Origin of the sequence: uncultured Bacteroides sp., assembly GCF_905207245.1 — a bacterium.
In the GTDB taxonomy this organism is placed as follows: Bacteria; Bacteroidota; Bacteroidia; order Bacteroidales; family Bacteroidaceae; genus Bacteroides.
In genome coordinates this window covers 12,819-37,238 of the sequence record NZ_CAJLKP010000005.1, presented here as the reverse complement: position 1 = coordinate 37,238, position 24,420 = coordinate 12,819, and the positions used below count along the sequence as shown (strand labels likewise).

The window sequence follows — 24,420 nt, the reverse complement described above, 5'->3', positions numbered from 1 at the left end:
CAAATGACAACAGTAAACCTTATTTTTTTAACCATTTAAACTTTAACAATTATGGCTTTAGAGTATGTAGTAACAAAGAGAGTATTTGGTTTTGATGATTCAAAAACAGAGAAGTATGTAGCCAAATCTGTTCGTTCGGGACAGATGAGTTTTAGCAAAACGTGTGCTAAGGTTAGTCGTCTTTGCGGAGTGCATCGCAAGGTAGTGGACTTGGTAGTCAGTGGCTTAGTCGATATGATGGCGGAAGATATTGATGACGGTAAGAGTGTTCAATTGGGTGAGTTTGGAATTTTTCGTCCTACCATTAAGGCCAAGAGCGAAGATTCTGCTGAAAAGGTTACGGCAAGTAACATCATCCGTAAACGTATTGTATTCACTCCGGGTAAGATTTTCCAACGTACATTGGGAGAGATGAGTGTGACACGTGCCGTTCCGGTGGATACGGATTATACAGACGGAAGCAGTTCCGGTAATAGTGGCAATGGCGGCAACCAGGGCGGTGGCAGTCAAGGCGGTGAAGGTGGTTTGGAGGATAACCCGTTAGGATAATCTTCCTTCGGGATGAGAATGAAAAAGTAGTGAAAGCATTTTCGCTACTTTTTTTTGTTTTATACCTATTTATATGGATAATATCTGTTATTTTTGCACATACTATAATAATAAATAGGTATTATAATGGAAACATCAAAAGTATACTACACAGACTTGCGTACCTCTCCTACTTCCAATCTTCTCGACAAGATGGAACGCTTGGTGAAGCGGGCTGGTATTGAACAGCTCCCTTTAAAAGACAATTTTGTAGCTATCAAGATTCATTTCGGTGAGCCTGGAAATCTTGCTTATCTCCGTCCGAACTATGCGGCACGCATGGCGAACTTACTGCGTACGCATGGTGCAAAACCTTTCCTGACGGATTGCAACACACTCTACTCTGGTCGACGTGCCAATGCAGTCGATCATCTGCAAAGTGCAATGGAAAATGGTTATAATCCTATATCCGCGCAATGTCAGGTTATCATCGGAGACGGTTTGAAAGGTACGGACTGCCGGGAAATCCCTTTGAACGGTGAATATTGTGCCGCACCCAAAATCGGTACAGCCATTGCTGATGCTGATATCATCATCAGTATGAACCACTTTAAAGGACACGAACAGGCAGGCTTTGGAGGCGCTTTAAAAAACTTGGGTATGGGCTGTGCCAGTGTAGCCGGAAAGTTGGAATTGCATTCGGCTTCTCAACCCAGGATTGATACGGAAAGCTGTATCGGCTGTAATATTTGCGTGAAACACTGTGCACACGATGCTGTACATCTGAATGCAGGACGCAAAGCAGAAATCGACTATGCTAAATGTGTTGGTTGCGGGCAATGTGTTGCTCTGTGCCAATATGATGGTGCCGTGATGGGCGATGAAGATACCTCCGAACGCTTGAACTACAAGATTGCCGAATATTCACTGGCTGTTGTAAAGGATAAACCGAACTTTCATATCAGCTTTATCATGAATGTTTCTCCGGAATGTGACTGCTGGAACCATAATGATGCAGCCATTATCCCTGACCTCGGTATTCTAGCTTCTACAGACCCCGTAGCTTTGGATAAAGCATGCGCGGATATGGTTATCCAAGCTCCTATCCTACATACGGAAAACCGTCTCTCTTCGGAGCATGAACATGATGATTTGTGTGGTCACGATAAATTTCATCTGATGCATCCGAATACCGACTGGCTGGCCGGATTGTGTCATGCAGAAAAGATAGGATTGGGCAATATGCAATATGAATTGGTGAAGATTTAAACCTTTTCACTCCGAAAGAGTCTTAATACAAACATACCGATACAAAACTAATAGGGATTGATACAAATCTATAAACAGAATGACTACTCATCCCCTACCTTTGTATCTTGAAAAATTATCATAATAATAAATTAAAATCTAATCATTGAATAATGGAAACATCTGTTAAACTCTACTCTTTGTCGTTTGGTAACGTAAAGACTTACTTGTTTGCACTCTTATTTATTGCAGGAAATATTGCATTGCCACAGCTTTGCCATCTGGTGCCTATGGGGGGCCAAACATTACTGCCTATCTATTTCTTTACGCTGATTGCCGCTTATAAATTCGGCTTCCGTGTAGGATTGCTTACAGCCTTGCTTTCTCCGGTGATTAATCATTTGCTGTTTGGCATGCCTGCCGCAGCCGTGTTGCCTGTGTTGTTAGTAAAATCAGGTTTATTAGCGGGGGCTGCTGCGCTTGCCGCACGATATACTAAAAAGGTATCTTTAATTGCATTACTTGGTGCAATTCTTATTTATCAGGTGATTGGTACGGCTTTTGAATGGGCTTGGTGCGGTAACTTCTTCTTGGCCGTACAGGACTTCCGTATAGGTATTCCGGGTATGCTGATTCAATGGTTCGGTGGCTATGCTGTACTGAAAGCCATTTCCAAACTTTAAAAACCAACTCCTAATCTCCCATAGAATATGGCGAAAACAATGGAAGAAGTGCTGGAGCGCTTCCGCACAATCGAGTTCCACGATGATTTTGATATGATTGTGGCAATTGCTAATGGCGGCATCGTTCCGGCAGGTATCATCAATCAGCGGCTGCAAAAAGAAGTGCATCTGCTGCACATCAATCTGCGGGATGAATATCAACATCCGAAGTATGACGTTCCCCAGTTGCTTGCTCCGGTTGATTTTGACTTCAAAGATAAAAGCATCTTATTGGTAGATGACCGGATTAAAAGTGGTTCTACCATTCGTTTGGCATGCGAATTACTTAAAGAAGCACGCCTGATAAAAACATTCGCAGTCAATGGTACGGCAGATTATGCCTTGTTCGACGAGACATGTTTCAAGTTCCCCTGGATAGTGTAGACAATTGAAAATTAATAATTAATAGTTTAAAAAGGGCCTATGGATAGAAGAGATTTTTTAAAGACTCTGGCGGTAACGGGCGCAGTGATGACCGTGCAACGCTCTGAAGCAATGGATATACTGGCGCAGAAGCTGACGAATGCGGGTGGAGGTAAGGTTGATTTGGTGGCCGTTATGGGTGGAGAACCGGAAGCTATGTTTCGGCGGGCCATTGCCGAAATGGGTGGCATGAAACAGTTTATCAAGCCGGGACAAAAAGTGGTAGTTAAACCGAATATCGGTTGGGACAAAGTGCCCGAACTGGCGGGTAATACGAACCCGCAGTTGGTTGCGGAAATCGTGAAGCAATGTCTTGCTGCCGGTGCAAAAGAAGTGACGGTTTTCGACCATACTTGTGATGACTGGCAGAAGTGCTACAAGAACAGTGGTATCGAAGCAGCCGCAAAAGCTGCGGGTGCAAAAGTGATGCCGGCCCATCTGGAAAGTTACTACAAAAACGTTTCATTACCTCGAGGCAAGCGTATGAAGAGTGCCAAAGTGCACGAAGCTATCCTAAACAGCGATGTCTGGATTAATGTTCCCATTCTGAAAAATCATGGAGGCGCCAATCTGACCATTTCTATGAAGAATCACATGGGTATTGTCTGGGACCGTGGCTTTTTCCATTCCAACGATTTGCAGCAGTGCATTGCAGATATCTGCACTATGGATAAGAAAGCCGTGCTGAATGTAGTAGATGCGTACCGTGTTTTGAAGACGAATGGTCCGCGCGGGCGTTCTGCTTCCGACGTAGTACTGACTAAAGGTTTGTTTATTTCGCAAGATATTGTAGCTGTGGATACTGCCGCTACCAAATTCTTTAATCAAGTGCGTGAAATGCCTGTTGAAAGCGTATCCCATCTTGCTAACGGTCAGGCCTTAAAGATTGGAACAATGGATTTGGATAAACTGAATGTAAAGCGCATCAGGCTTTAATTCAAGAGTATAAAAACACACATTTATGTTAAGAAAAGCACGTGTTATACTGTCCGTTGTCTTCTTCGGACTGATAACTTTTTATTTTCTGGATTTTGCGGAAATATTGCCGAATAGTTTCCATAGACTGGCTCATATCCAGTTTATACCGGCATTGGTGTCACTCAGTTTTATAACGTTGGCTGTATTGATACTGATTACGTTACTATTCGGGCGTATTTATTGTTCCACGATTTGCCCGATGGGTATATTTCAGGATATAGTGACCTGGATTTCTAAAAAAACAGCAAAGAAGAAGAAACGTTTCCGCTACTCTCCTGCCAGAAATATATTACGTTGGGGTGTATTGGGGGCAACCGTTGTGGCTTTTCTCCTAAATTTCACTGTGATTTTAGGTCTGCTCGACCCATACAGTGCTTTCGGACGTATGGTGGTCAACGTGTTCAAACCTGTGTACATGTTAGGAAACAATCTGCTGGAAAGCATTTTCTCCAGATTCGATAACTATACATTTTATCAGGTGGACGCCTCCCTGCTAAGTATCTCTTCGTTTATTATTGGGCTGGTGACGTTCTTGCTTATCGGATTTCTGGCATGGAAATACGGGCGCACATGGTGTAATACAATGTGTCCGGTAGGTACATTACTTGGATTCATCAGTCGCTTTTCATTATTCAAGATACGTATTGATGCAGAAAAATGCAACCATTGCGGACTGTGTGCCACGAAATGTAAAGCATCGTGCATTGATAGTAAGGAACAAGCTATTGACTATAGCCGTTGTGTGGATTGTTTTGATTGTCTGGGGACGTGTCGCCAGAAGGCACTTCGCTATACGCTGCCTTCCGGAACAAAAGGAAAGGCTGTCGCTGATGCTTCTAAACGCCGTTTTTTGGTTGCAGGTTTTACAACCGCCGCTGTGGTTCCAAAAGTGATGGCACAGGCACAGAACGTAGTGGCAGCAGCTTCGGGTATGAAAAGCGAAAAGCGGACTATTCCTATAACACCGCCGGGCTCCGTCAGCCAGGAACACTTTCAGGCGCATTGCACCTCTTGTCATTTGTGCGTCAGCAAATGTCCCTCTCATGTATTGAAGCCAGCTTTTATGGAGTATGGCTTGGGAGGCATGATGCAGCCGACGGTTTATTTTGAGAAAGGATTCTGTAATTTTGATTGTACAGTGTGCGGAGATGTCTGTCCAAACAAGGCTATTTTGCCTCTGACGAAAGAGCAGAAACATTTGACGCAAATGGGCAAGGTTGTTTTTATTAAAGAGAACTGCATTGTCTATCGTGATGGCACCAGTTGCGGAGCATGTTCCGAACATTGCCCTACACAGGCTCTTTCAATGATACCTTTCAAAGACGGACTGACTATTCCCCATGTAGATACGGATATTTGTGTGGGTTGTGGCGGCTGTGAATACATCTGCCCTGTCCGTCCCTTCCGTGCCGTGTATATCGAAGGGAATGCAGTGCAACAAGAAGCTAAACCCTTCACTGATAATCATCAGGAAGAAATCCAAGTGGATGATTTTGGTTTCTGATTGAATATGTTCCCGATTCCATCAACGCCTGCCTTCTGCATAGTAAATCAGAGGCAGGCGTTACTTTTTCTTTATCTTCGCACATTTTTCTTCCTTTTTACTTTCAACCTACGATAAAATCACTAATTTCGTGCCGAACAAATATATGGTAGATTTTTGACATGGAGGTAACAACAAATAATTGGTTTACGAAAAAATATCCTATCGGTTTTGCTTTGAGTGGTGGTTTCATCAAAGGCTTCGCACATCTGGGAGTGATGCAGGCATTGTTGGAGCATGACATCAAACCTAATATCCTTTCGGGTGTAAGTGCGGGTGCGCTGGCCGGCGTGTTCTATGCCGATGGCAATGAACCACACAAAGTTCTGGACTTTTTTGCCGGACATAAATTCCAGGATCTGACTAAATTGGTCATCCCGAAAGTAGGACTTTTTGAATTAGGCGAATTTATTGACTTCCTGAAAACAAATCTAAAGGCAAAGACGATGGAAGAGTTGCAAATACCTCTCATCATCACGGCTACCGACCTCGACCACGGACGCATGGTTCATTTCCATAAAGGAAATATTGCCGAGCGTGTAGCGGCCTCTTGTTGTATGCCTATACTTTTTTCTCCGGTTAAGATAGAAGGTACACACTATGTAGACGGAGGTTTGTTCATGAATTTGCCAGTTACTACAATCCGGCGTGTTTGCGACAAGGTGGTAGCGATAAATGTCAGTCCGCTGATGGCAAATAAATACAAGATGAATATTGTAAGTATTGCTATGCGCTCTTACCACTTCATGTTTCGCGCAAATACCTTTCCAGAGCGGGAAAAAGCAGACTTGCTGATAGAACCATATAATCTGGACGGATATAGCAACACGGAGTTGGAGAAGGCTGAAGAGATATTTATGCAAGGATATAATGCAGCTAATACTCTTTTAGATCAATTGAAAGTGGAAAAAGGTTCCATCTGGAAAGAAGAAGTTATTATCAAATCATAAAATAAAAATAGAATGGGGAAAGAAGAAAAAATTATTATCTATCAAGTGTTTACACGCTTGTTTGGTAACAATCATAATCACTGCATCAACAACGGTAGCATAACCGAAAACGGATGTGGTAAAATGGCGGACTTTACTACCAAAGCACTGACTGAAATAAAGAAGCTCGGAACTACACACATTTGGTACACGGGCATCATAGAACATGCTACGCAAACGGATTACCGCCGCCATAACATCCGTCCCGATCATCCGGCTATTGTGAAAGGTAAAGCGGGCTCTCCATATGCCATCAAAGATTATTATGATGTAGACCCTGACCTTGCCAATGATGTGCCGGAACGTATGAAGGAGTTCGAGAATCTGGTGCAACGCACACATCGCAGTGGCTTGAAGGTAATTATAGACTTTGTGCCGAACCACGTAGCCCGTCAGTATCACTCGGATACACAACCTGATGGAACATCACAGTTGGGGGCAAATGACGACCCGGCTTATGCCTTCAGTCCTTATAATAATTTCTATTACATTCCCCAATCTGAGTTGCACGGTCAGTTTGACATGAAGGGTTCTGCTGCCGAACCTTATAAGGAATGTCCTGCCAAAGCTACGGGAAATAACCGCTTTGATGCATATCCCAATATATCCGATTGGTATGAAACTGTGAAGTTGAATTACGGTGTAGACTACCAGAATGGTGGAACCCGCTATTTTAATCCTATTCCTGATACCTGGACTAAAATGCTTGATATTCTTCTTTTCTGGGCGGATAAGAATATAGATGGTTTCCGCTGTGACATGGCGGAAATGGTTCCGGTTGAGTTCTGGGAATGGGTGATTCCTCAAGTTAAAGAGAAGCATCCCAATTTGTTATTCATTGCCGAAGTCTATAATCCGGCAGAGTATCAGAACTACCTGTTTCGTGGCAAATTCGATTATCTGTATGACAAAGTAGGATTATATGATACACTTCGGAATGTGATTTGCGGTTATGACTCAGCCACAGCTATCACTCGTGCATGGCAAAGCCTGACCGGTATTGAGAAACGAATGCTGAATTTCCTGGAAAACCATGATGAACAACGCATTGCTTCCGATTTCTTTGCCGGAAATCCACGTAAAGCTATTCCCGGGCTGATTGTATCGGCTTGTATGAACACCAATCCGATGATGATTTACTTCGGGCAGGAATTCGGGGAACTGGGTATGGATAGTGAAGGCTTTAGTGGCAGAGACGGACGAACTACTATTTTTGACTATTGGAGTGTCGATACGATCCGTCGCTGGCGCAATGGCGGTAAGTTTGACGGCAAGATGTTGACGGAAGACCAGAAACATATATATAGCATATACCAGCGCATCTTGACGCTTTGCAATAAGGAAAAAGCAATTACTGAAGGGGAATTCTTTGATTTGATGTATGCCAATGTAAACGGCTGGCGTTTCAACGAACATAAACAATACACCTTCCTGCGCAAAGCCGGAAACGAATTATTGTTCATTATCGTGAACTTCGATCATATTTCGGTAGACGTGGCAATAAACGTTCCCTCACATGCCTTCGACTTCCTGCAAATACCGCAGATGGATGTTTATCCGGCAGTGGATTTACTGACCGGCAAGACGGAAAATATCAGTTTACTGCCATATAAAGCTACAGAAATCTCTGTGGAAGGTTGCAGTGGAAAAATTTTAAAAATCAAGTTATAATAAAATTATAAAACTACGTACCGAAGGTGGCGACACAAATATTGTACTGTGTCACACCTTCGGCACGTAGTTTTATGATAATTGCACTCCCTCTCCTTCCAGCTTATCCTTTAACCTATATAAACGTTGGATGGCAGGATTGTAAAATTCGTCTGGGTAATGCGCCCTGATATCACTTACATTTGCCAACGCATATTGCTTCACATCCACTATTTTTTCAGCTTCACTCAACTGTAACTCATTGGGTAATTGCGCGTTCTCAGCCCACTTCATCAAGGCATTCACGCTTTCTTCATCATATTTATATTCCATATGTTCGTATAATTTTTCTACAAAGATATAAACAAATGATAAAATGCCCTCTACCTTAGCGAACTTTTTCTGAGGAGCCGTGTTATATAATTGTGTTTTTCATAGTATTAGATATAAGATTAATTAAAGGAGACGTACCCGCTTGTGATAAGTAAGTACATCAAAAACAGAAGCGTCTGTTTGATTGATAAATGTGTAAGGAGCATCGGTTTACCAGAGCCGATGCTTTTTTTGTCCCTCTTTGTAGCATGTTAGGAAAATTATGCGTAAATTTGTCAGATAATAAGGAAAATATAAATATGAACATCCCTGTTATTTTTCACTTCCTGAAAGAAGTGTCCGCTAACAACAACCGTGAATGGTTCAATGCCCATAAGGACTTATATGAAGAAGCCCGTGGTGAATTTGAGAACTTATTATCGGTCATCATTAACCGTATCTCGCTTTTCGATGAAAGCATTCGCGGCGTACAAGCTAAAGATTGCACCTACCGCATTTATCGTGATACGCGCTTCTCGCAGGACAAAACCCCGTATAAAACTCATTTGGGTGGATATATCAACGCCCACGGTAAGAAATCAGACCACTGTGGTTACTACGTTCATATCGAGCCGGGTAATTGTCTGTTGGCAGGCGGTAGCTATTGCTTACCTCCAAAGACGCTTAAAGCCATCCGGCAAGCTATCTATGATAATATAGATGAGTATCGTGGCATTGTTGAAGCTCCTGCTTTCAAGCAATACTTTCCTGTCATCGGCGATACATTCCTGAAGACGGTTCCCAAAGGTTTTCCGAAAGATTTTGAGTATGCACAATACCTGAAATGCAAGGAATATACCTGCTGTAGTTATCAATCGGATGATTTCTTTTTGGCTTCGGACTTCCCGGACCGTGCAGCAGATATCTTCAAGCAAATGAAGCCTTTTGCCGATTTCCTGAATTATACTATAGATGAAATCGAATAAAATCTGAAAATAAATAACTAACTTAAAACATTAAAGCTATGGTAGTAGATAGATTAGAAAATTTAGAAAAATATGCATCGTTGAACCCCTTGTTTGCCCAAGCTATTGATTTTTTGAAATCACACGACTTAAACGCAATGGAAGTTGGCAAAACCGAACTGAATGGTAAAGATTTGGTTGTAAACGTGGCTCAAACTACCCCTAAAGCTAAAGAACAAGCCAAACTGGAAACACACAATGAATTTATTGATATTCAAATACCACTTTCCGGACCGGAAGTAATGGGTTATACTGCGGGAAAAGATTGTGTACCGGCTGACGCTCTTTATAATGCAGAAAAAGATATAACTTTCTTCGAAGGACTGGCTGAAACCTACATCACCGTAAAACCCGGTATGTTTGCCATCTTCTTCCCGCAAGACGGACATGCTCCCGGCATTTCTGCCGATGGAGTAAAGAAGATCATCGTGAAAGTGAAAGCATAATAATTCCAATCAATCAAAAACTTATCCTTTATGGAAACATTGAACTTGATTAAGAACGACCCTTGGCTGGAACCTTACGAAGATGCCATCAACGGCCGTCATCAGCATGCATTAGAGAAAGAAGCTGAATTGACGAACAAGGGGAAACAGACTTTATCTGATTTTGCCTCGGGATATTTATATTTCGGACTACACCGTACAGCCGACGGCTGGATTTTTCGTGAATGGGCACCCAATGCCACACAAATATTCATAGTTGGTACATTCAACGACTGGAAAGAAGAAAAGAAGTACAGCCTTAAACGTATCACGAATGGTAACTGGGAAATTGAACTTCCTGCAGATGCCATGAGACACGGTGACTTATACAAACTCATTGTACATTGGGAAGGTGGTTGTGGAGAACGTATTCCCGCTTGGGCTACCCGTGTAGTGCAGGATGAGCAAACCAAGATATTCAGTGCGCAAGTCTGGGCTCCGGAAAAACCATATAAAGCCAAGAAACGTGCTTTCAAACCTTCTGTTGATCCGCTGTTGATTTATGAATGTCACATTGGCATGGCCCAAAAGGACGAAAAGGTAGGCACATATAACGAGTTTCGTGAAAAAACACTTCCGCGTATAGCTAAAGCCGGATATAACTGTATTCAAATCATGGCTATCCAGGAACATCCCTACTATGGAAGTTTCGGTTATCATGTATCCAGCTTTTTTGCAGCCTCTTCCCGTTTCGGTACACCGGATGAACTAAAGGAATTGATTGACACTGCGCATGGATTAGGCATTGCAGTAATCATGGATATCGTCCACTCTCATGCTGTAAAAAATGAAGTAGAAGGACTTGGCAACTTTGCCGGTGATCCAAACCAGTATTTCTATCCCGGTGCCCGTCGCGAGCATCCGGCGTGGGATTCGCTTTGTTTTGATTACGGCAAGAATGAAGTGATACATTTCCTCTTATCTAACTGTAAATACTGGCTTGAAGAATATGGTTTTGACGGTTTCCGTTTTGATGGTGTAACTTCTATGCTCTATTATAGCCATGGTCTGGGTGAAGCATTCTGTAATTATGGAGATTATTTTAATGGCCATCAGGATGATAATGCCATTTGCTATCTGACTCTTGCCAATAAATTGATTCATGAAGTCAATGCAAAAGCTCTAACCATTGCTGAAGAAGTATCGGGGATGCCCGGATTAGCTGCCAAAACGACAGATGGTGGCTATGGCTTTGATTATCGCATGGCGATGAATATCCCAGACTACTGGATTAAGACCATTAAGGAAAAGATTGACGAAGATTGGAAACCGTCCAGCATGTTCTGGGAAGTGACTAATCGCCGTAAAGATGAAAAGACCATCTCTTATGCAGAAAGCCATGACCAGGCATTAGTGGGCGATAAGACGATTATTTTCCGGCTGATAGACGCTGATATGTATTGGCACATGCAAAAAGGTGATGAAAACTATACTGTAAATCGTGGTATTGCTCTCCACAAAATGATACGTATGTTGACAGCAACCACTATCAATGGCGGCTATCTTAACTTTATGGGTAATGAGTTCGGTCATCCCGAATGGATTGACTTCCCGCGTGAAGGTAATGGTTGGTCATGCAAGTATGCTCGTCGTCAGTGGGACTTGGTAGATAACAAGAACCTCACTTACCATTATATGGCGGACTTCGATGCTGATATGCTCAAAATCATCAAGAGTGTGAAAGGTTTCCAGGCAACACCTATTCAGGAAATCTGGCACAATGACGGCGATCAAGTATTGGCATATTTGCGTAAAGATTACGTCTTTGTGTTTAATTTCAACCCGAAACAATCTTTTACTGATTATGGCTTCTTGGTTTCTCCCGGAACGTATGAGGTTATATTAAATACGGATAATCCGGCTTATGGTGGCAATGGTTTTGCTGACGACACAGTGAAACACTTCACTGTTGCTGATCCGCTATATGAAAAGGAACAGAAGGAATGGTTGAAACTTTATATTCCTGCACGTACAGCGGTGATATTGAAGAAAACGAAATAAGATAATTGCGTAAAGAAAAAAGCCCTACCGGAAAAATTAAATTCCGGTAGGGCTTTTTCTTTATGTTCTCTTCTGATAGATTACTTCAATTGTGTCTCAATCTGTGGCAACAATTTCTTTATATTATCTATCATACTTTTTTCACGTGGTTTGTCAGCAGACAATAAAGTAAGTGCTTGTTCCAAATAAGTTTTAGATTCCTGGAAATTTTTGTCTGCAATTGCTTTTTGTGCATCATACTTTGCTTTGTCTGTGTTAGCCAATGGAGCAGCGTTCTTCAGAACCAAAGCAGCTTTATTATAAGAGAGGGTACCTAAGCTGTACAGAGCATTTGTATTTTTTGCATCATCAGCCAATACTTGCTTAAATGCTTCTTCGGCATCATCCAGTTTATTAGCCTTTTGTGCCTTAATACCAGCATTCAAATAATAATTAGCGTGGAGTCTTCTCAGAGTTTTGTTTTCCGGAGCTGCCTCTATTCCCTCTTTCAAGGTTGCAAGATAATCAGCATCTTTTTTCAAATCTTTCAATGCACCGGCTTTACCTACATACGCATTTCCCAGATTATATTTCTTTTGAATGGCAATATCAAAATACTTGAGAGCTGCTTCCGGATTTTTGATTTTATCGGCACAAACCCCGCAGTTATAAGCAATTACAGAATCCTGATCGTTTGTCTGTGTCAGGTAAGTACTGAATTTAGTGAATGCTTCCTGATAGTTTTTAGCTTCGAGAGCTGCTTTTCCTTCGTTAATCAGATCTCCAGGTTCTGTAGTTTGTGCAAAAAAGTTTGTAGCTGCACAACAAAGTGCAATGGATAACAATAATTTTTTCATGTGCTTTAATTTTTTAAAAGTTGATATCCCAAAATTAGTGTTCATAGCTATAGGAGCAAAACCTTTTTAACTTTTTTGTAGTTTTTAGAATTGCTGTAACAAGTGTTATTTTACGTAAATCTTCTTTTGTAAACTGAAGGGTAGAACGGATTTAGTGATATAATCAAAACAAATTATGTATATAATCAAACAATAATATGTTTATAATGAAAATATATAATGCATTAAAAGAAGATTGCATTACATCAGTATATCTTTATAGATATAAAAATAAAACCGCAAATGCCTATTTATTAGCTATTTGCGGTTTTTCTTTGTGATTCCGTTGCGATTCGAACGCAAGACCCACGCCTTAGAAGGGCGTTGCTCTATCCAGCTGAGCTACGGAACCATCCTTAATTGCGGTGCAAAGGTACACTTTTTTGCGAAAGTTGCAAAGATTTTACGCATAAAATATTCACAAAAGAATCATTTTCATATTCGAGTTGATGCTATAATCCTAATGGTAAACCAGTTACATACCACAACACAAATAACAATGTCCAAGCCAAGAGTATATATAAAGAATATCTCCATGTATATTTCAATAGTGACCCATAAGTAGCCCGCTTATCGTATTGCTGCATATAAGTAAGGATAAGGGGCATATAGAACATAAAAGGAGTGATTGCATTTGTGGCACTATCACCAATGCGGTATGCACATTGCACCATGTCGGGAGAAATGCCCATACCGGCAAAAACCGGTACGAAGATGAAAGACATAAAAGTCCATTTGGCCGTGGCGGAAACCATAATAAGATTAACGAGTGCCGTGAAGAGAATAAATAGGATTAATATCCATAAGCTTCCCAAGCGAATAGACGAAAGCATATCCGCTCCCATAATAGCAATACACTTATCCAAATGAGAGTATTCGAAGCAGGCAAACATCTGTGCAGCAAAGAAAGCAATGACAAAATAAACGCCCAATAGCTTCATAGGCTGAGTGAGGCCTTCAATCACATCGCCATCTGTGCGATAACGACCGGAGGCAAAGCCATAAACCATGCCCATAAGCCCAATACCAAAAGAAAGCAGAAATAAAATTCCTTCTATAAAAGGAGAACGGATTAAACCTCCATTGACACTACGCAGAATTCCCCACGACGAGAATGTGGCAAAAAGGATTACGGTTGTATAAATGGCTCCGATAGATATTGCCCCAATCATAGCACGGCGCTCTTTACGCGAAAGCTGCTTGTAACCGTTAAAACGAATATGCCCCGAATACTCTCCCAAAGCCGGAAGCAGATTACGACGGGTTATCTGATAAATAATAAAAGCCAGCAAAAAAGTAGAAACAATCAGAAAATAGTAATTACACAGAGGTCCCGTATTGCCTGATACTACATTCGCCATATCCGCAGCTTTCTGAGTGCTGGCTGCAAGCATGGGATCAAGCGTACTTAACAACACATTGGCACTATAACCACACGAAACGGAAACATACGCTGTAATGATACCGCCAACCGGGTGCAAACCGACCGAATGAAATAAAGTTGCGGCAATCGGTAGCAAGATTATATATCCTGCGTCTCCTACTACATTGGAGAGTAACCCCAAAAAGATGACCAGTATGACCATACGCCACGGATTATGTTTACGTCGTGCCCCCCTCCGGATACAAGCATCAATAAATCCCGAATGTTGTGCCACACCGATACCAAACATTGCCACAATCACCAGTCCCAACGGAGCGAACCCTGTGAAATTAGTAACAACATGTCGCAATAGCCAACGAATACCTTCCGGACTGAGCAGACTCTGCACCCGTATCTCCTCCCCTGTTTGGGGTTGGAATACGCTCAAGCCATAAATGTCAAATATCCATGAGAGGACAATGACAGTCAGTGTCAACAGGAAGAACATTGTTGCCGGATGTGGCAAACGCCATCTGTTATTCATCATCCGCTTCCAAGTTATCTATATCAAGTATACGAAGTTCCAAAGCACGTACCACCAAACGGGTTGCATTTACCCCTACACGTTCTCCTTGCGGGAATAATCGGTTTACCAAATCATTCTGGCGTTTCTCCAAAGACTTCACACCGAAAGGCATGCCTTTCAGATTAGCAATCATATCTTTGGTATATCCCAAAGCCAGATGGCGCAAGAAACGCTCGTCATATTCATCAATATCATAACTGATAACAGCTTCCTGACGTTTTGCATCATTTGCAACAGATTGTTTGAAACGGTCTACTATTTTTTCAAGAATAGGATAATTGAACACCAGCTTCTTCCCATCCATCACTGCTTGCACATCTGTTTTTGTAAGCAGTTCACCGGTTTTAAGAATGATACCATCCGCACCCGCATTCAGTACATCCACCCAGAGCTTTTCATTCAGAATTTCTCCGGTAAATATCAGCACATGTACACCCGGATAACGTTTAAAGATGTTTCGGCAAATATCCACACCAATTGTAGTGGAACCACCTAAACCTAAATCCAACAAGACAAGATCAGGAACTCCTCCTTCTATCAGTGTCCAGAATTCACTTTCGGTCATGGCTGTACCTATTACTTCTGCATTCGGAATTTCATGACGGAAAATTTCTTCTGTCCCTTTCAGTTCCAGCTTGACATCTTCTACAATAATAACTTTGAATTTTTTATCTTCCATATTTTTATCTTTTATTTTCTTCTTGGTATTGTGAAATAAACTGTAAATCCGCCTTTTTCAGCCGGCTCGGCATTGATACGGCAACCGCGTTTTCCTGCAAATTCGTCATGGTCGCGGATAATCTGTTTGCAGACGAGGTATTCCGTTCCTCGCAACTCTCCTTTCTCTCCCGTCGCCGTCATACGTTCCAGGTTAGGATAAAATAACAGGTTTAGTTCTTCACGGGTCTTCTCCCTTCGCATATCCGTAAAGAGGAAACGAATATATTCTCCATCGGTCATTGCCTCTAAAGATATTTCTCCATTTAAAGACACAGACAATGCTTCGTCTATGAGATTTTCCAACAAGAAACGCAGTTGGATGAAATCGCCGATTATCCGTTCGTCGATAGCTTTGGTATGAAATGATACAGTAAATGTCTTTCCCTTGTTTACTTTACGGAAATATTTTTCAGCTAAAGCAAACAATTCCGGCACAGCAATTATTCCGCGACGGAATGTAACTTCTTCCAACTGACGGGATGCGCATGAACTCAGTATCGTAAATATACCTTTATAATACTCTATTAATTCACCGATGGCCGATACAGTTTCTCTTTCTTCTGTTTCTGCCAACATTCCCGAACGGAGCTTACCAATGAGTTGTTTAATCTTGTTAGGGTAATAAATTGTCTCGTGCTTGATAGTGGAAAGGCAGTTGTCCAATACCATGTTCTGGACGTGCAGTAGGCCATCTTCCCATGATGCCCGATGCGCTTCTTCATGGGCAGCTTCAATATCTCGGTACTTCGTTGCCAGTTTCACTACGGCATTGAATACCACAATGGCTATATAGCGCGCTATTAACTCTAATAATAAATGAGCAGTTTCCTGCTCAACACGTTCCTGACGTTCAAGATATAGAACGCCGATACAGCGTGAATCTCCTGCGGCGTCCACCACCAAAGGCAAAGCTTCAAATCCCGGCGCGGACAATTGTGCATGTTGTTCAAAACAATGCTGAACAACCTCTTTCCATGCTTCATTCCGCGTTGAAAGTCCATTCTCTCCGACTACTGATGTTACTTTTTCAGCTACAGAGTTGGATGCATATTCCAATTGGTGTGTTGCTTCATTATAGACGGCAACCCCCAATCTGTCAATAGTCAGCAATTCATTTACGGCGTCAAAAGCTTCGTCAACAATACGTTGTGGAATAGCTTTCAACGTATTTTCTTCTTGTTGTAGGGCTTCTTCTGTTTCGGAAACTTGCGTCAGGGAAGCAGAAAAGATCTGCCTGTTTATCTCCAGAACCTGTTCCAGATTCCAACGGTTCATAAGGCGTTTACGTATATATAAAATGTAGTACCCAAGCAATAAAACCGCTATCAGCCCGACAAAAAGAATGACGCCCACCATCTTATTATTAGTAGAACGTTCCAACTGACGGCAATATTCCTCCAGCGATTGGTCTTCACCCAGTAACTTATATAAAGTTGTATAAGCAGCATTATTATAACTGTACGCATCCCATTGCTTCAATGCAAGAAATGCAACGGCTGCTTCATTCCGAATATCCAATATGACATGAAAATCCGAGTTGAACAGATTATTCCACCAGGACAACTCACCTGGTTCCCCTTCTCCTGTCAATGTCATATAGCGCTGTGGGTGACGGGCATATTTCTTGTAATGGGCATTCAGACAAGCTATGGCGGAGTCTGCATATTCCAATGTTAGCTCGAAGTCGCCTGCCACATTACTGTAATAGGCATCATTTGCATATTCGGAAGCTTCATTTAGTAAAATTTCATACTCATTTTCCGCAGCCAGCGACAGGGAATCTTGTGCAGTTTGCGCATACACCTCATCCAGCTGCATAATTACTTCATCTATAGATTTATGACACGAGCTCATACTCAAAGACAAAAATATGCATAAAAAGGACATCAGAGTTTTACGCACACTTGTCGGCAGACGGAAATAGAAACGGCTGCCTTTTCCTAATGTACTTTCCACATTGAACAAGCATACTCTGAATATCTCATTCGTTTTCCTGTATTTTTCGATAATGCCCTTGCAATTCATTAAGCCGAAACCGCTCCCTTTATTTTTCCGCAGTTCCTCCCGGTCAGCAGCATCAAGTATACCTATTTCTTGTGAATTATATAATTTCTCTCCTATAATGCGCGTCACATCTTCTTCCGAAAGGCCATAACCATTATCTTCTACTGAGATTTCCACATATTCTTCTGTCGAACGGGCATACACTTTTACGCTGCCTCCTTTCGGAGTATATTTGCGGGCATTTTCTGCAAGCGTATTTATCATGAATAGCGTCAATGCTTTATCTGCTTTTACATAAACATCGGTTGGAGTGACTTCCAAGCGTTGCTGCTTCATCTCGAAAGCACGGCTTCCTTTCCTTATCAAGTCAAAAAGTTCATTCAGCCCAAATATCTCTATATTCAGGCTCAGGCTACCCTGCTTCATTTTAATCCACAAAGCCAGAATATCATTGTATTCATTGATAGTTGTCACCAGTTCATCCATATACTGATACTTTTCAGCCTTGATGCGTTCATCATGGATGAAACCTTTCTCCATCAGTTTGTGTTCTTCATTGATAATCCGGTCTATATATGGATGAATACCATTTACTATAGCCATGCAGGCTTTTTTTATCAGATTCTGACGTTTGTTTCCCGCTATATGTTGTTCATAGACATAGCGTTCTTTCTCTAAACGGCGGCGTTCGTCACCCAGCGAAATAGATGTCATTCCATTATCAAGTGCCCACGTGATATATGGAGTAATCACATGCACTATGGCCCGTTCGTCTTTTGCAAGCCGTTTAGGCAAGATGAGTTGTCCGTCTTCTATCCGAATATCTTTTATTCCGAAAAGTTCCTCTATATCCGTCTGAACGGCAGATAGAATAGCATCTACTATTTCTTCTTCTGTTTGCGCATCTGCAGGAATGGATGCAGTTATTTTCTGACAAATATCCAACATTTGTTTCAAACGGTGTAAGTGGATACGATTGCGTTCCTTAGAACGTTTATTGAATACCCAGAAGAATAAAACTACCAAAATAAAACCGACAATTACAAAGAAAAGAAGAATATTGAGTTGCCGCGCTTCACTTTCCAAAGCCAGGTAACGGCTCTCCAGTTCTTTGTCCTGGCGGGTATCTTCCAGAATATCCAGATAGATGTTCCTGTTATAGTCAGAATGTTGCTTCATCTCCAATCCGGCATATGTAACACTCAGTTGTTCACGAATACGTGAAATCCATTCGGGAACCGTTTTCAGTTCCCTCTGTATCCATGCTTTTTCAGAAGATATGGTATCCCGGATATCAAAGGTTTTTAGCCAGTCCAGGCTATCGTGGCAATCGTAAAAACGTCGATGATGGTTATTCACACATTCCAGAGCAAGTGTCAGCGTATCCAGTGCTTCGGTGTAGTTACCATGTGCATTCAGATATTTGCCGATTGAAACATACGCTCCGGCAATTTGATATAAATCATTGTATTGCTTAAACTTCTTAAGAGCCAGTTGACCTAAACGCATAGGTAATAAAGAATCGACCGGCACTTCGAACTGTTTCAATGCATGAGAACGCCGGGTCTGAAAAAACTCATAATTATCCGGCGATGCCATTAGGTTAGCAAGCCCCTGAACGCCATTTCCTTCAAAGTACAAGTATCCTCCACGGGAAGCCAGTTTCCAAGCCGTATATAATTCATCAAACTCACGCAAACGACGTTCATCGGCTGTTTCACCATCACACAGTGCTGCCGAACCTTTTATATAATGATAATATAATAGTTGATTGGTATCTGCAGCCAGTTCTTCCTGTGGATATATTTCGTTGATGGAAGCAACTGCTTCCGGGCGTTGTTGAAGATAGTAATAATAGACTGCGGAAACGATGTAAAATTCAGAATGTGCATAGTTCAACCGTAGTTGCTCGTGTTTATCTACGAAAAGGTTATTGTCTTCGTCAATTCGTTTCATACGGCGAAGAGCACTGTTACGATAGTCGTAAAATTCTTTGTTCATAGCAGTTCGCTGATAGATTTTCATTAATCCGATGTCAGCGATTAATAATTCCAGTTCGTTTTTGGTTAAACCATACACTTCATTATGAAACTTTTCCGCTTGTTCGAAGTCCATACGCATAAATGCACAAAATCCTAAATTATTGGAGGCTTCTGCTTTACCTTGGCGATAGAGGTTTACGTTTTCGTATGCTTGTGTGGCGGCATGACAGGAAGAGTCCAAATCTTTATAGCGGTATGAATAAGCCACTTGATTGAGCGAATCGATAAGACGCACTTCTTTGGTGGGGGCAGTGCCCACACAAGAAACCATTGCCACGCAGGAAAGCAGCAAACTTGCCGATAGTATGAGGGAAAACTGTTTCACTTAGCAAAGCTACAAATAAATCCGGGAAAGAAAAAAGATTTTTCTACAATAAGTCTTGTAGAATGTAGCGGGAAATTCATAACTTTGCAGCCGAATTAAATAAATAGGTAATATCTATTACAAAATGAGCGAAAAAGCACCCGTAATGGTATTCTCAGGCACTAACTCGAGATACCTCGCAGAAAAAATCTGCGCAAGCCTTGATTGCCCTCTGGGAAAGATGAACATCACCCACTTTGCTGATGGTGAGTTTGCTGTTTCCTATGAAGAGTCAATTCGTGGCGCACATGTATTCTTAGTTCAATCTACCTTCCCTAATTCCGACAATTTAATGGAACTTCTGCTAATGATTGATGCAGCAAAAAGAGCATCAGCCAAAAGCGTTGTTGCTGTTATTCCTTATTTCGGATGGGCACGACAGGACAGAAAGGACAAACCACGTGTTTCTATCGGCGCTAAATTGGTAGCCGATTTACTTTCAGTAGCAGGCATCGACCGTCTGATTACGATGGATCTCCATGCCGATCAAATTCAAGGTTTCTTCAATATTCCGGTAGATCACTTGTACGCATCTGCAGTGTTCCTCCCCTATATTGAGTCACTGAAGTTGAAAGACCTTGTAATTGCTACGCCTGACGTTGGTGGTTCCAAGCGTGCCAGCACATTCTCCAAATATCTAGGGGTTCCTTTGGTATTGTGCAATAAATCACGTGAAAAAGCAAATGAAGTTGCTTCCATGCAAATCATCGGTGATGTAACAAATAAGAATGTTGTGTTGGTAGATGATATCGTAGATACCGCCGGAACTATCACAAAAGCTGCTAACATCATGTTAGATGCCGGAGCGAGTTCAGTACGCGCCATTGCAAGTCACTGTGTGATGTCTGACCCGGCTTCCTTCCGCGTGCAAGAATCCAGCCTGACTGAAATCGTATTTACTGATAGTATCCCCTACTCTAAGAAATGTGCGAAAGTAAAACAGCTTAGCATCGCTGACATGTTTGCTGAAACAATCAAGAGAGTAGTGAATAATGAATCAATCAGTTCACAATACATTATCTGATTTGCATTTAGCAAATCAGAAATTAAAAGTTATAAATTAAAAATTAAAGGCTGCGCAGTTAAACATCGCGCAGCCTTTAATTTTTAATTTATAACTTTTAATTATTCAAATCCAATCTTCCCATTTTGTAGGTTCCCTTCCTTATCACTTTTCCATTCTTATCTGTTTCTACAAAAGGACCATGTTTCTTTCCTTGTTTAAAGAAACCTTCGTAGCGATTACCATCTTTATCTTCCTGCACGCCGTTCCCTTCTTCCATGCCATTTACAAAGCTACCTTTATATTTGGTTCCGTCTGTCATAATCAAAGTGCCCTGACCATTGAATTGATTGTTTTTCCATTCGCCTTCGTATGAATCTCCAACATTCCATTTGTATAATCCACGCCCGTCGCGCTGGTTATCTTTCCAATCTCCGTCATATACAGCACCGCTAGCCCAGGTAAACACGCCCTTGCCATGCTGCATACCGTCCTTGAAGTTTCCTACATATTTATTTCCGTTGGCATAGTAATAGATACCGGCTCCTGTACGTTCACCTTGTACATATGAGCCTTCATAACGATCGCCCGTATGGAAGAAATAAATACCTTTACCATGTTGCATATCATCTTTCCAGTCACCTATATATTTATCTCCGTTGGCATATTCAAAAGTACCTTTTCCGTCACGAACATCATTTTTCCAATCGCCTTCATATTTGCAACCGTCATTCCAAACAAATGTACCTTGGCCCTCTTTTTTATCATTTTTCCATTCGCCTTCATATTTAGAACCATTTTTCCAGGTATATGTACCTTGACCTTCACGCTTATCGTTCACCCAATCACCGTCATAAACATCACCGGTGTAGTAGAACATGGTTCCTTTGCCCTGTTGATAATCCTGGAACCACATGCCATCGTAACGGTTGTTATTCATAAAATAATAAATACCTTTACCGTGTTGCTGATCCTGGAACCATTGTCCCTCATATTTTTCGCCGTCAGGGAAAGTATATGTGCCATATCCCTCACGTTTACCTTTTACATATTCACCTTCGTAGACATTACCATTCTTAAAAACAGTCTTTCCTTTTCCGTTGGGTTTACGTCCTTTCATTTCACCCGTATACACAGAGCCGTCCTTGAATGTATGCGTTCCGATCTTTATTTCAGAAGAGAATGTGCTTTTAACTTTATCGAAGAAACCTTGTTTCTTTTCCTGGGCTGTGGCCCCGTTTTGGGACAAAAATACCAGAATGAGTGCAGTATATAGATATTTCATTGAAAATTATTAATTAGCAATTAAATAATAAAGGAGATGTTTGCGAAAAACATCAGATTCCTTTGAGTTTGCAAATAGAGAAACCTGTTCTAAAGACGTATAAAGGCAGTAATTTGTTACATGCTTTATACAGGATTTGCACAAAGATACGATTAATCTCCCAAAAGGAAGAGATATCACACGTCTTTTATGACATTTTTTTGCCGGATACGACTTCTTTTAATGTCTCTTTGCACAAATGAAGTGAGGCAAGTTCTCGTATTTCATTGGACGTAATCGTCTTCACTGCTTCTACGGCATCCTTCACATAAGAGTTCGAAAGGCCGGAAGTATGAATAAAAATCCAGGCATCCGCTAGCGAAAAGGCAGACTCATAGCTGCGACACATGTCTCCCAGCATATAATTCCGTACCATAGCAAGCTCTTTATCAGATACAAGGTCATTTTGTAAACAATCTATTTCGCGGTAAACTTCTTTGATAAGTGGTTCTACAAATTCATTGGCTGTTTCGGTGTTGATAACAAACAATCCACTGTCTGGATAAGGCATGATACCAGCAGAAATACCATATGTATAGCCTTTTTCTTCACGGATATTGGACATTAAACGACTGCCGAAATATCCACCCAGCAAAGTTACCAGGACACGCATTTTCAAATAATCGGGATGACGGCGATCCAAAGAAATCATCCCCATACGAACGGCGCTCTGCATCGCATCGGTACGCTCGGTAAAAAAGCGTTTCCCGGGAGACGTTACCGGAATATAAAAGTTTTTTTCCGGTTTTAAGAAACCTTTTCCAAAAGGTTCACTTCCAAAAAGAACTTCTATACGGCGGATAGCATCTTCACTGACCTTTCCCGAAAGATAAATGCTGCAATTTTCCGAATGATAATAACTGTCATAAAAGGATTGCAGAACAGAGGGATTGATTAAATGATAATCTTCTTCCTGCACCAATTGTCCACAAGGATGTTTATCACCGTACACTGCGTTTACCAGAGCCCGATGAGCCAGAAAATCAACCTTCGAACTATTTACCTGAAACTGCTGAATGTTATTATCAACAATTACTCCTAACTCTTTCTCAGGAAAAAGTGGTTCTTTTATAATAGACTCGAAAATATCTAAAGTTTCAGGCAGGTATTTATTCAAAGAATAGAGAGTGGCATAAGCATACTCGGACGAGCTTGAAAGCTCCAACCATGCACCATAATAGTCCAGCTTCTCGGCAATCGCTGCAGCGGAATAGCGGCGAGTCCCTTCACGCAACATTCGGTTGGTGAACAAAGCTTGCAGGCGTTGGGTTTGTTGCCATCGTCCGCCTTCCATCAACAAATCAATGCGTACTACCTCATTATCTCCGGCATTGAGTATATATAAAGGTACACCATTCGGCATCACCCGCCGTTCAGGTGATGGCACTTCCAATTGTTCAGGTTCGCGGATAATAGGTTGAATGCTTCTGTCTAACATGTTTTCAAAAATTCTTCTGCTTTCTCCAGATCCTGCGGAGTATCAATACCTATTGTTTCGACCTCAGTAATACCGACTTTGATGGTATATCCATTCTCCAGCCAACGAAGTTGTTCCAAAGATTCTGCCAATTCAAGGGAAGATTGCGGCAGAGAAGTGATTTCTTTCAATACTTCGGCACGGTAAGCATACAGACCTATATGTTTATAATAAGTATGATTTTTCAGCCAATCCTGCTTTTCAGCATTACGCTGATAAGGAATGATGGAGCGGCTGAAATAAAGCGCATTCATATTTTTATTCAATACCACTTTGGGTGAATTAATATTCTCCAATGCCTCAAATCCGTTATCAGGTGTGAAAGGTTTTACCAATGTAGCTATCTGAGTTGTAAGATCATCAAAGCAAGCCTTTACCGTCTCCAGTTGTGAAGGTTGTATAAAAGGCTCGTCTCCCTGTATATTGACTACGACATCGAAGTTTCCTCCAATCTTGGTATATGCTTCGTAGCAACGGTCCGTGCCGCTCTTATGATTTACAGAAGTCATCACCACTTTACCGCCAAAGGCCTTTACTGCCGCTTCTATCCTTTCATCATCTGTAGCCACATAGGCATCATCCAGAATGCCTGCCACTTGTTCATATACCCGCTGTATCACAGTTTTTCCACCCAATATCGCCAACGGCTTTGCAGGAAAACGTGTAGATGCATAACGGGCAGGAATAATTCCTAAAAACTTCAACATATCTTGATTTTCTATTTGATATTTTACTATTTAATTACGCGACCTTTATGA

At 41.5% G+C, this 24,420-nt stretch carries 20 protein-coding genes and 1 tRNA gene; 12 read left to right on the top strand and 9 right to left on the bottom strand.

Annotated features, from left to right (window positions below; translation table 11 throughout):
* Window positions 1-51: 51 nt before the first annotated feature.
* From QZ135_RS02820 to QZ135_RS02785, 8 genes are all read left to right on the top strand, one after another.
* Window positions 52-549 carry an HU family DNA-binding protein gene (locus tag QZ135_RS02820; RefSeq protein WP_294605751.1) on the top strand — a complete coding sequence of 166 codons (498 nt, stop codon included), beginning with the start codon at window positions 52-54 and terminating at the stop codon, window positions 547-549.
* Between the two features lie 126 nt (window positions 550-675).
* Window positions 676-1,797, top strand: coding sequence for a DUF362 domain-containing protein (locus tag QZ135_RS02815; protein ID WP_294605750.1), 1,122 nt, complete (start codon window positions 676-678; stop codon window positions 1,795-1,797).
* Between the two features lie 152 nt (window positions 1,798-1,949).
* Window positions 1,950-2,459 carry an ECF transporter S component gene (locus QZ135_RS02810; RefSeq protein WP_294605748.1) on the top strand — a complete coding sequence of 170 codons (510 nt, stop codon included), beginning with the start codon at window positions 1,950-1,952 and terminating at the stop codon, window positions 2,457-2,459.
* A gap of 27 nt (window positions 2,460-2,486) precedes the next feature.
* Window positions 2,487-2,882 (top strand): phosphoribosyltransferase, encoded by a 396-nt coding sequence (locus QZ135_RS02805; protein WP_294605747.1) that lies wholly within the window; start codon window positions 2,487-2,489, stop codon window positions 2,880-2,882.
* Between the two features lie 39 nt (window positions 2,883-2,921).
* Window positions 2,922-3,857, top strand: a complete 936-nt coding sequence (locus tag QZ135_RS02800; protein WP_294605745.1) for a DUF362 domain-containing protein — start codon at window positions 2,922-2,924, stop codon at window positions 3,855-3,857.
* Window positions 3,858-3,882: 25 nt separating this feature from the next.
* On the top strand, window positions 3,883-5,403 hold the full coding sequence (locus QZ135_RS02795) for a 4Fe-4S binding protein (protein WP_294605743.1): 1,521 nt from the start codon (window positions 3,883-3,885) through the stop codon (window positions 5,401-5,403).
* A gap of 161 nt (window positions 5,404-5,564) precedes the next feature.
* Window positions 5,565-6,392, top strand: a complete 828-nt coding sequence (locus QZ135_RS02790; protein ID WP_294605741.1) for a patatin-like phospholipase family protein — start codon at window positions 5,565-5,567, stop codon at window positions 6,390-6,392.
* 12 nt (window positions 6,393-6,404) lie between these two features.
* Window positions 6,405-8,102, top strand: coding sequence for an alpha-amylase family protein (locus QZ135_RS02785; RefSeq protein ID WP_294605739.1), 1,698 nt, complete (start codon window positions 6,405-6,407; stop codon window positions 8,100-8,102).
* Window positions 8,103-8,174: 72 nt separating this feature from the next.
* Here the strand turns inward: QZ135_RS02785 and QZ135_RS02780 are convergent, their stop codons facing one another.
* Window positions 8,175-8,414, bottom strand: coding sequence for a hypothetical protein (locus QZ135_RS02780; protein ID WP_294605737.1), 240 nt, complete (start codon window positions 8,412-8,414; stop codon window positions 8,175-8,177).
* Window positions 8,415-8,713: 299 nt separating this feature from the next.
* Here QZ135_RS02780 and QZ135_RS02775 point away from each other — a divergent pair, with 299 nt between their 5' ends.
* Genes QZ135_RS02775 through QZ135_RS02765 form a run of 3 tightly spaced genes read left to right on the top strand, consistent with a single transcriptional unit; the run spans window position 8,714 to window position 11,904 of the window.
* Window positions 8,714-9,379 (top strand): DUF2461 domain-containing protein, encoded by a 666-nt coding sequence (locus tag QZ135_RS02775; RefSeq protein WP_294605736.1) that lies wholly within the window; start codon window positions 8,714-8,716, stop codon window positions 9,377-9,379.
* Window positions 9,380-9,417: 38 nt separating this feature from the next.
* On the top strand, window positions 9,418-9,864 hold the full coding sequence (locus tag QZ135_RS02770) for a YhcH/YjgK/YiaL family protein (protein ID WP_294605734.1): 447 nt from the start codon (window positions 9,418-9,420) through the stop codon (window positions 9,862-9,864).
* Window positions 9,865-9,894: 30 nt separating this feature from the next.
* The gene (locus QZ135_RS02765) at window positions 9,895-11,904 is read left to right on the top strand and encodes an alpha amylase C-terminal domain-containing protein (RefSeq protein WP_294605732.1); all 2,010 of its coding nucleotides are present in this window, start codon (window positions 9,895-9,897) and stop codon (window positions 11,902-11,904) included.
* A gap of 80 nt (window positions 11,905-11,984) precedes the next feature.
* On the opposite strand, the gene QZ135_RS02760 is transcribed toward QZ135_RS02765, so the two are convergent.
* From QZ135_RS02760 to QZ135_RS02740, 5 genes are all read right to left on the bottom strand, one after another.
* The gene (locus tag QZ135_RS02760; RefSeq protein ID WP_294605730.1) at window positions 11,985-12,740 is read right to left on the bottom strand and encodes a hypothetical protein; all 756 of its coding nucleotides are present in this window, start codon (window positions 12,738-12,740) and stop codon (window positions 11,985-11,987) included.
* 317 nt (window positions 12,741-13,057) lie between these two features.
* Window positions 13,058-13,131 (bottom strand) — tRNA-Arg (locus tag QZ135_RS02755).
* A 100-nt stretch (window positions 13,132-13,231) separates the two neighbouring features.
* On the bottom strand, window positions 13,232-14,686 hold the full coding sequence (locus QZ135_RS02750; protein WP_294605889.1) for an AbgT family transporter: 1,455 nt from the start codon (window positions 14,684-14,686) through the stop codon (window positions 13,232-13,234).
* On the bottom strand, window positions 14,679-15,407 hold the full coding sequence (locus QZ135_RS02745) for a DUF5932 domain-containing protein (RefSeq protein ID WP_294605728.1): 729 nt from the start codon (window positions 15,405-15,407) through the stop codon (window positions 14,679-14,681). The genes QZ135_RS02750 and QZ135_RS02745 overlap by 8 nt, the downstream gene beginning before the upstream one ends.
* A gap of 11 nt (window positions 15,408-15,418) precedes the next feature.
* Window positions 15,419-19,765: a DUF5113 domain-containing protein gene (locus QZ135_RS02740; protein WP_294605888.1), complete on the bottom strand. Its 4,347-nt coding sequence runs from the start codon at window positions 19,763-19,765 to the stop codon at window positions 15,419-15,421.
* 178 nt (window positions 19,766-19,943) lie between these two features.
* Between QZ135_RS02740 and QZ135_RS02735 the strand changes: the two genes are divergently transcribed.
* Window positions 19,944-20,882 carry a ribose-phosphate pyrophosphokinase gene (locus QZ135_RS02735; protein WP_009127479.1) on the top strand — a complete coding sequence of 313 codons (939 nt, stop codon included), beginning with the start codon at window positions 19,944-19,946 and terminating at the stop codon, window positions 20,880-20,882.
* Between the two features lie 97 nt (window positions 20,883-20,979).
* Here the strand turns inward: QZ135_RS02735 and QZ135_RS02730 are convergent, their stop codons facing one another.
* The 3 genes from QZ135_RS02730 to kdsB form a co-directional block, all read right to left on the bottom strand.
* Window positions 20,980-22,146: a phosphatidylinositol-4-phosphate 5-kinase gene (locus QZ135_RS02730; protein WP_294605725.1), complete on the bottom strand. Its 1,167-nt coding sequence runs from the start codon at window positions 22,144-22,146 to the stop codon at window positions 20,980-20,982.
* A 187-nt stretch (window positions 22,147-22,333) separates the two neighbouring features.
* The gene (locus tag QZ135_RS02725; RefSeq protein WP_294605723.1) at window positions 22,334-23,623 is read right to left on the bottom strand and encodes a pitrilysin family protein; all 1,290 of its coding nucleotides are present in this window, start codon (window positions 23,621-23,623) and stop codon (window positions 22,334-22,336) included.
* On the bottom strand, window positions 23,617-24,366 hold the full coding sequence (gene kdsB / locus QZ135_RS02720; RefSeq protein ID WP_294605886.1) for a 3-deoxy-manno-octulosonate cytidylyltransferase: 750 nt from the start codon (window positions 24,364-24,366) through the stop codon (window positions 23,617-23,619). The genes QZ135_RS02725 and kdsB overlap by 7 nt, the downstream gene beginning before the upstream one ends.
* Window positions 24,367-24,420: the final 54 nt, after the last annotated feature.

Coding starts and splice junctions, on each gene's coding strand:
- QZ135_RS02820 (WP_294605751.1), top strand. CDS start 52: ATGGCTTTAGAGTATGTAGTAACAAAGAGAGTATTTGGTTTTGATGAT.
- QZ135_RS02815 (WP_294605750.1), top strand. CDS start 676: ATGGAAACATCAAAAGTATACTACACAGACTTGCGTACCTCTCCTACT.
- QZ135_RS02810 (WP_294605748.1), top strand. CDS start 1,950: ATGGAAACATCTGTTAAACTCTACTCTTTGTCGTTTGGTAACGTAAAG.
- QZ135_RS02805 (WP_294605747.1), top strand. CDS start 2,487: ATGGCGAAAACAATGGAAGAAGTGCTGGAGCGCTTCCGCACAATCGAG.
- QZ135_RS02800 (WP_294605745.1), top strand. CDS start 2,922: ATGGATAGAAGAGATTTTTTAAAGACTCTGGCGGTAACGGGCGCAGTG.
- QZ135_RS02795 (WP_294605743.1), top strand. CDS start 3,883: ATGTTAAGAAAAGCACGTGTTATACTGTCCGTTGTCTTCTTCGGACTG.
- QZ135_RS02790 (WP_294605741.1), top strand. CDS start 5,565: ATGGAGGTAACAACAAATAATTGGTTTACGAAAAAATATCCTATCGGT.
- QZ135_RS02785 (WP_294605739.1), top strand. CDS start 6,405: ATGGGGAAAGAAGAAAAAATTATTATCTATCAAGTGTTTACACGCTTG.
- QZ135_RS02780 (WP_294605737.1), bottom strand. CDS start 8,414: ATGGAATATAAATATGATGAAGAAAGCGTGAATGCCTTGATGAAGTGG.
- QZ135_RS02775 (WP_294605736.1), top strand. CDS start 8,714: ATGAACATCCCTGTTATTTTTCACTTCCTGAAAGAAGTGTCCGCTAAC.
- QZ135_RS02770 (WP_294605734.1), top strand. CDS start 9,418: ATGGTAGTAGATAGATTAGAAAATTTAGAAAAATATGCATCGTTGAAC.
- QZ135_RS02765 (WP_294605732.1), top strand. CDS start 9,895: ATGGAAACATTGAACTTGATTAAGAACGACCCTTGGCTGGAACCTTAC.
- QZ135_RS02760 (WP_294605730.1), bottom strand. CDS start 12,740: ATGAAAAAATTATTGTTATCCATTGCACTTTGTTGTGCAGCTACAAAC.
- QZ135_RS02750 (WP_294605889.1), bottom strand. CDS start 14,686: ATGAATAACAGATGGCGTTTGCCACATCCGGCAACAATGTTCTTCCTG.
- QZ135_RS02745 (WP_294605728.1), bottom strand. CDS start 15,407: ATGGAAGATAAAAAATTCAAAGTTATTATTGTAGAAGATGTCAAGCTG.
- QZ135_RS02740 (WP_294605888.1), bottom strand. CDS start 19,765: ATGGTTTCTTGTGTGGGCACTGCCCCCACCAAAGAAGTGCGTCTTATC.
- QZ135_RS02735 (WP_009127479.1), top strand. CDS start 19,944: ATGAGCGAAAAAGCACCCGTAATGGTATTCTCAGGCACTAACTCGAGA.
- QZ135_RS02730 (WP_294605725.1), bottom strand. CDS start 22,146: ATGAAATATCTATATACTGCACTCATTCTGGTATTTTTGTCCCAAAAC.
- QZ135_RS02725 (WP_294605723.1), bottom strand. CDS start 23,623: ATGTTAGACAGAAGCATTCAACCTATTATCCGCGAACCTGAACAATTG.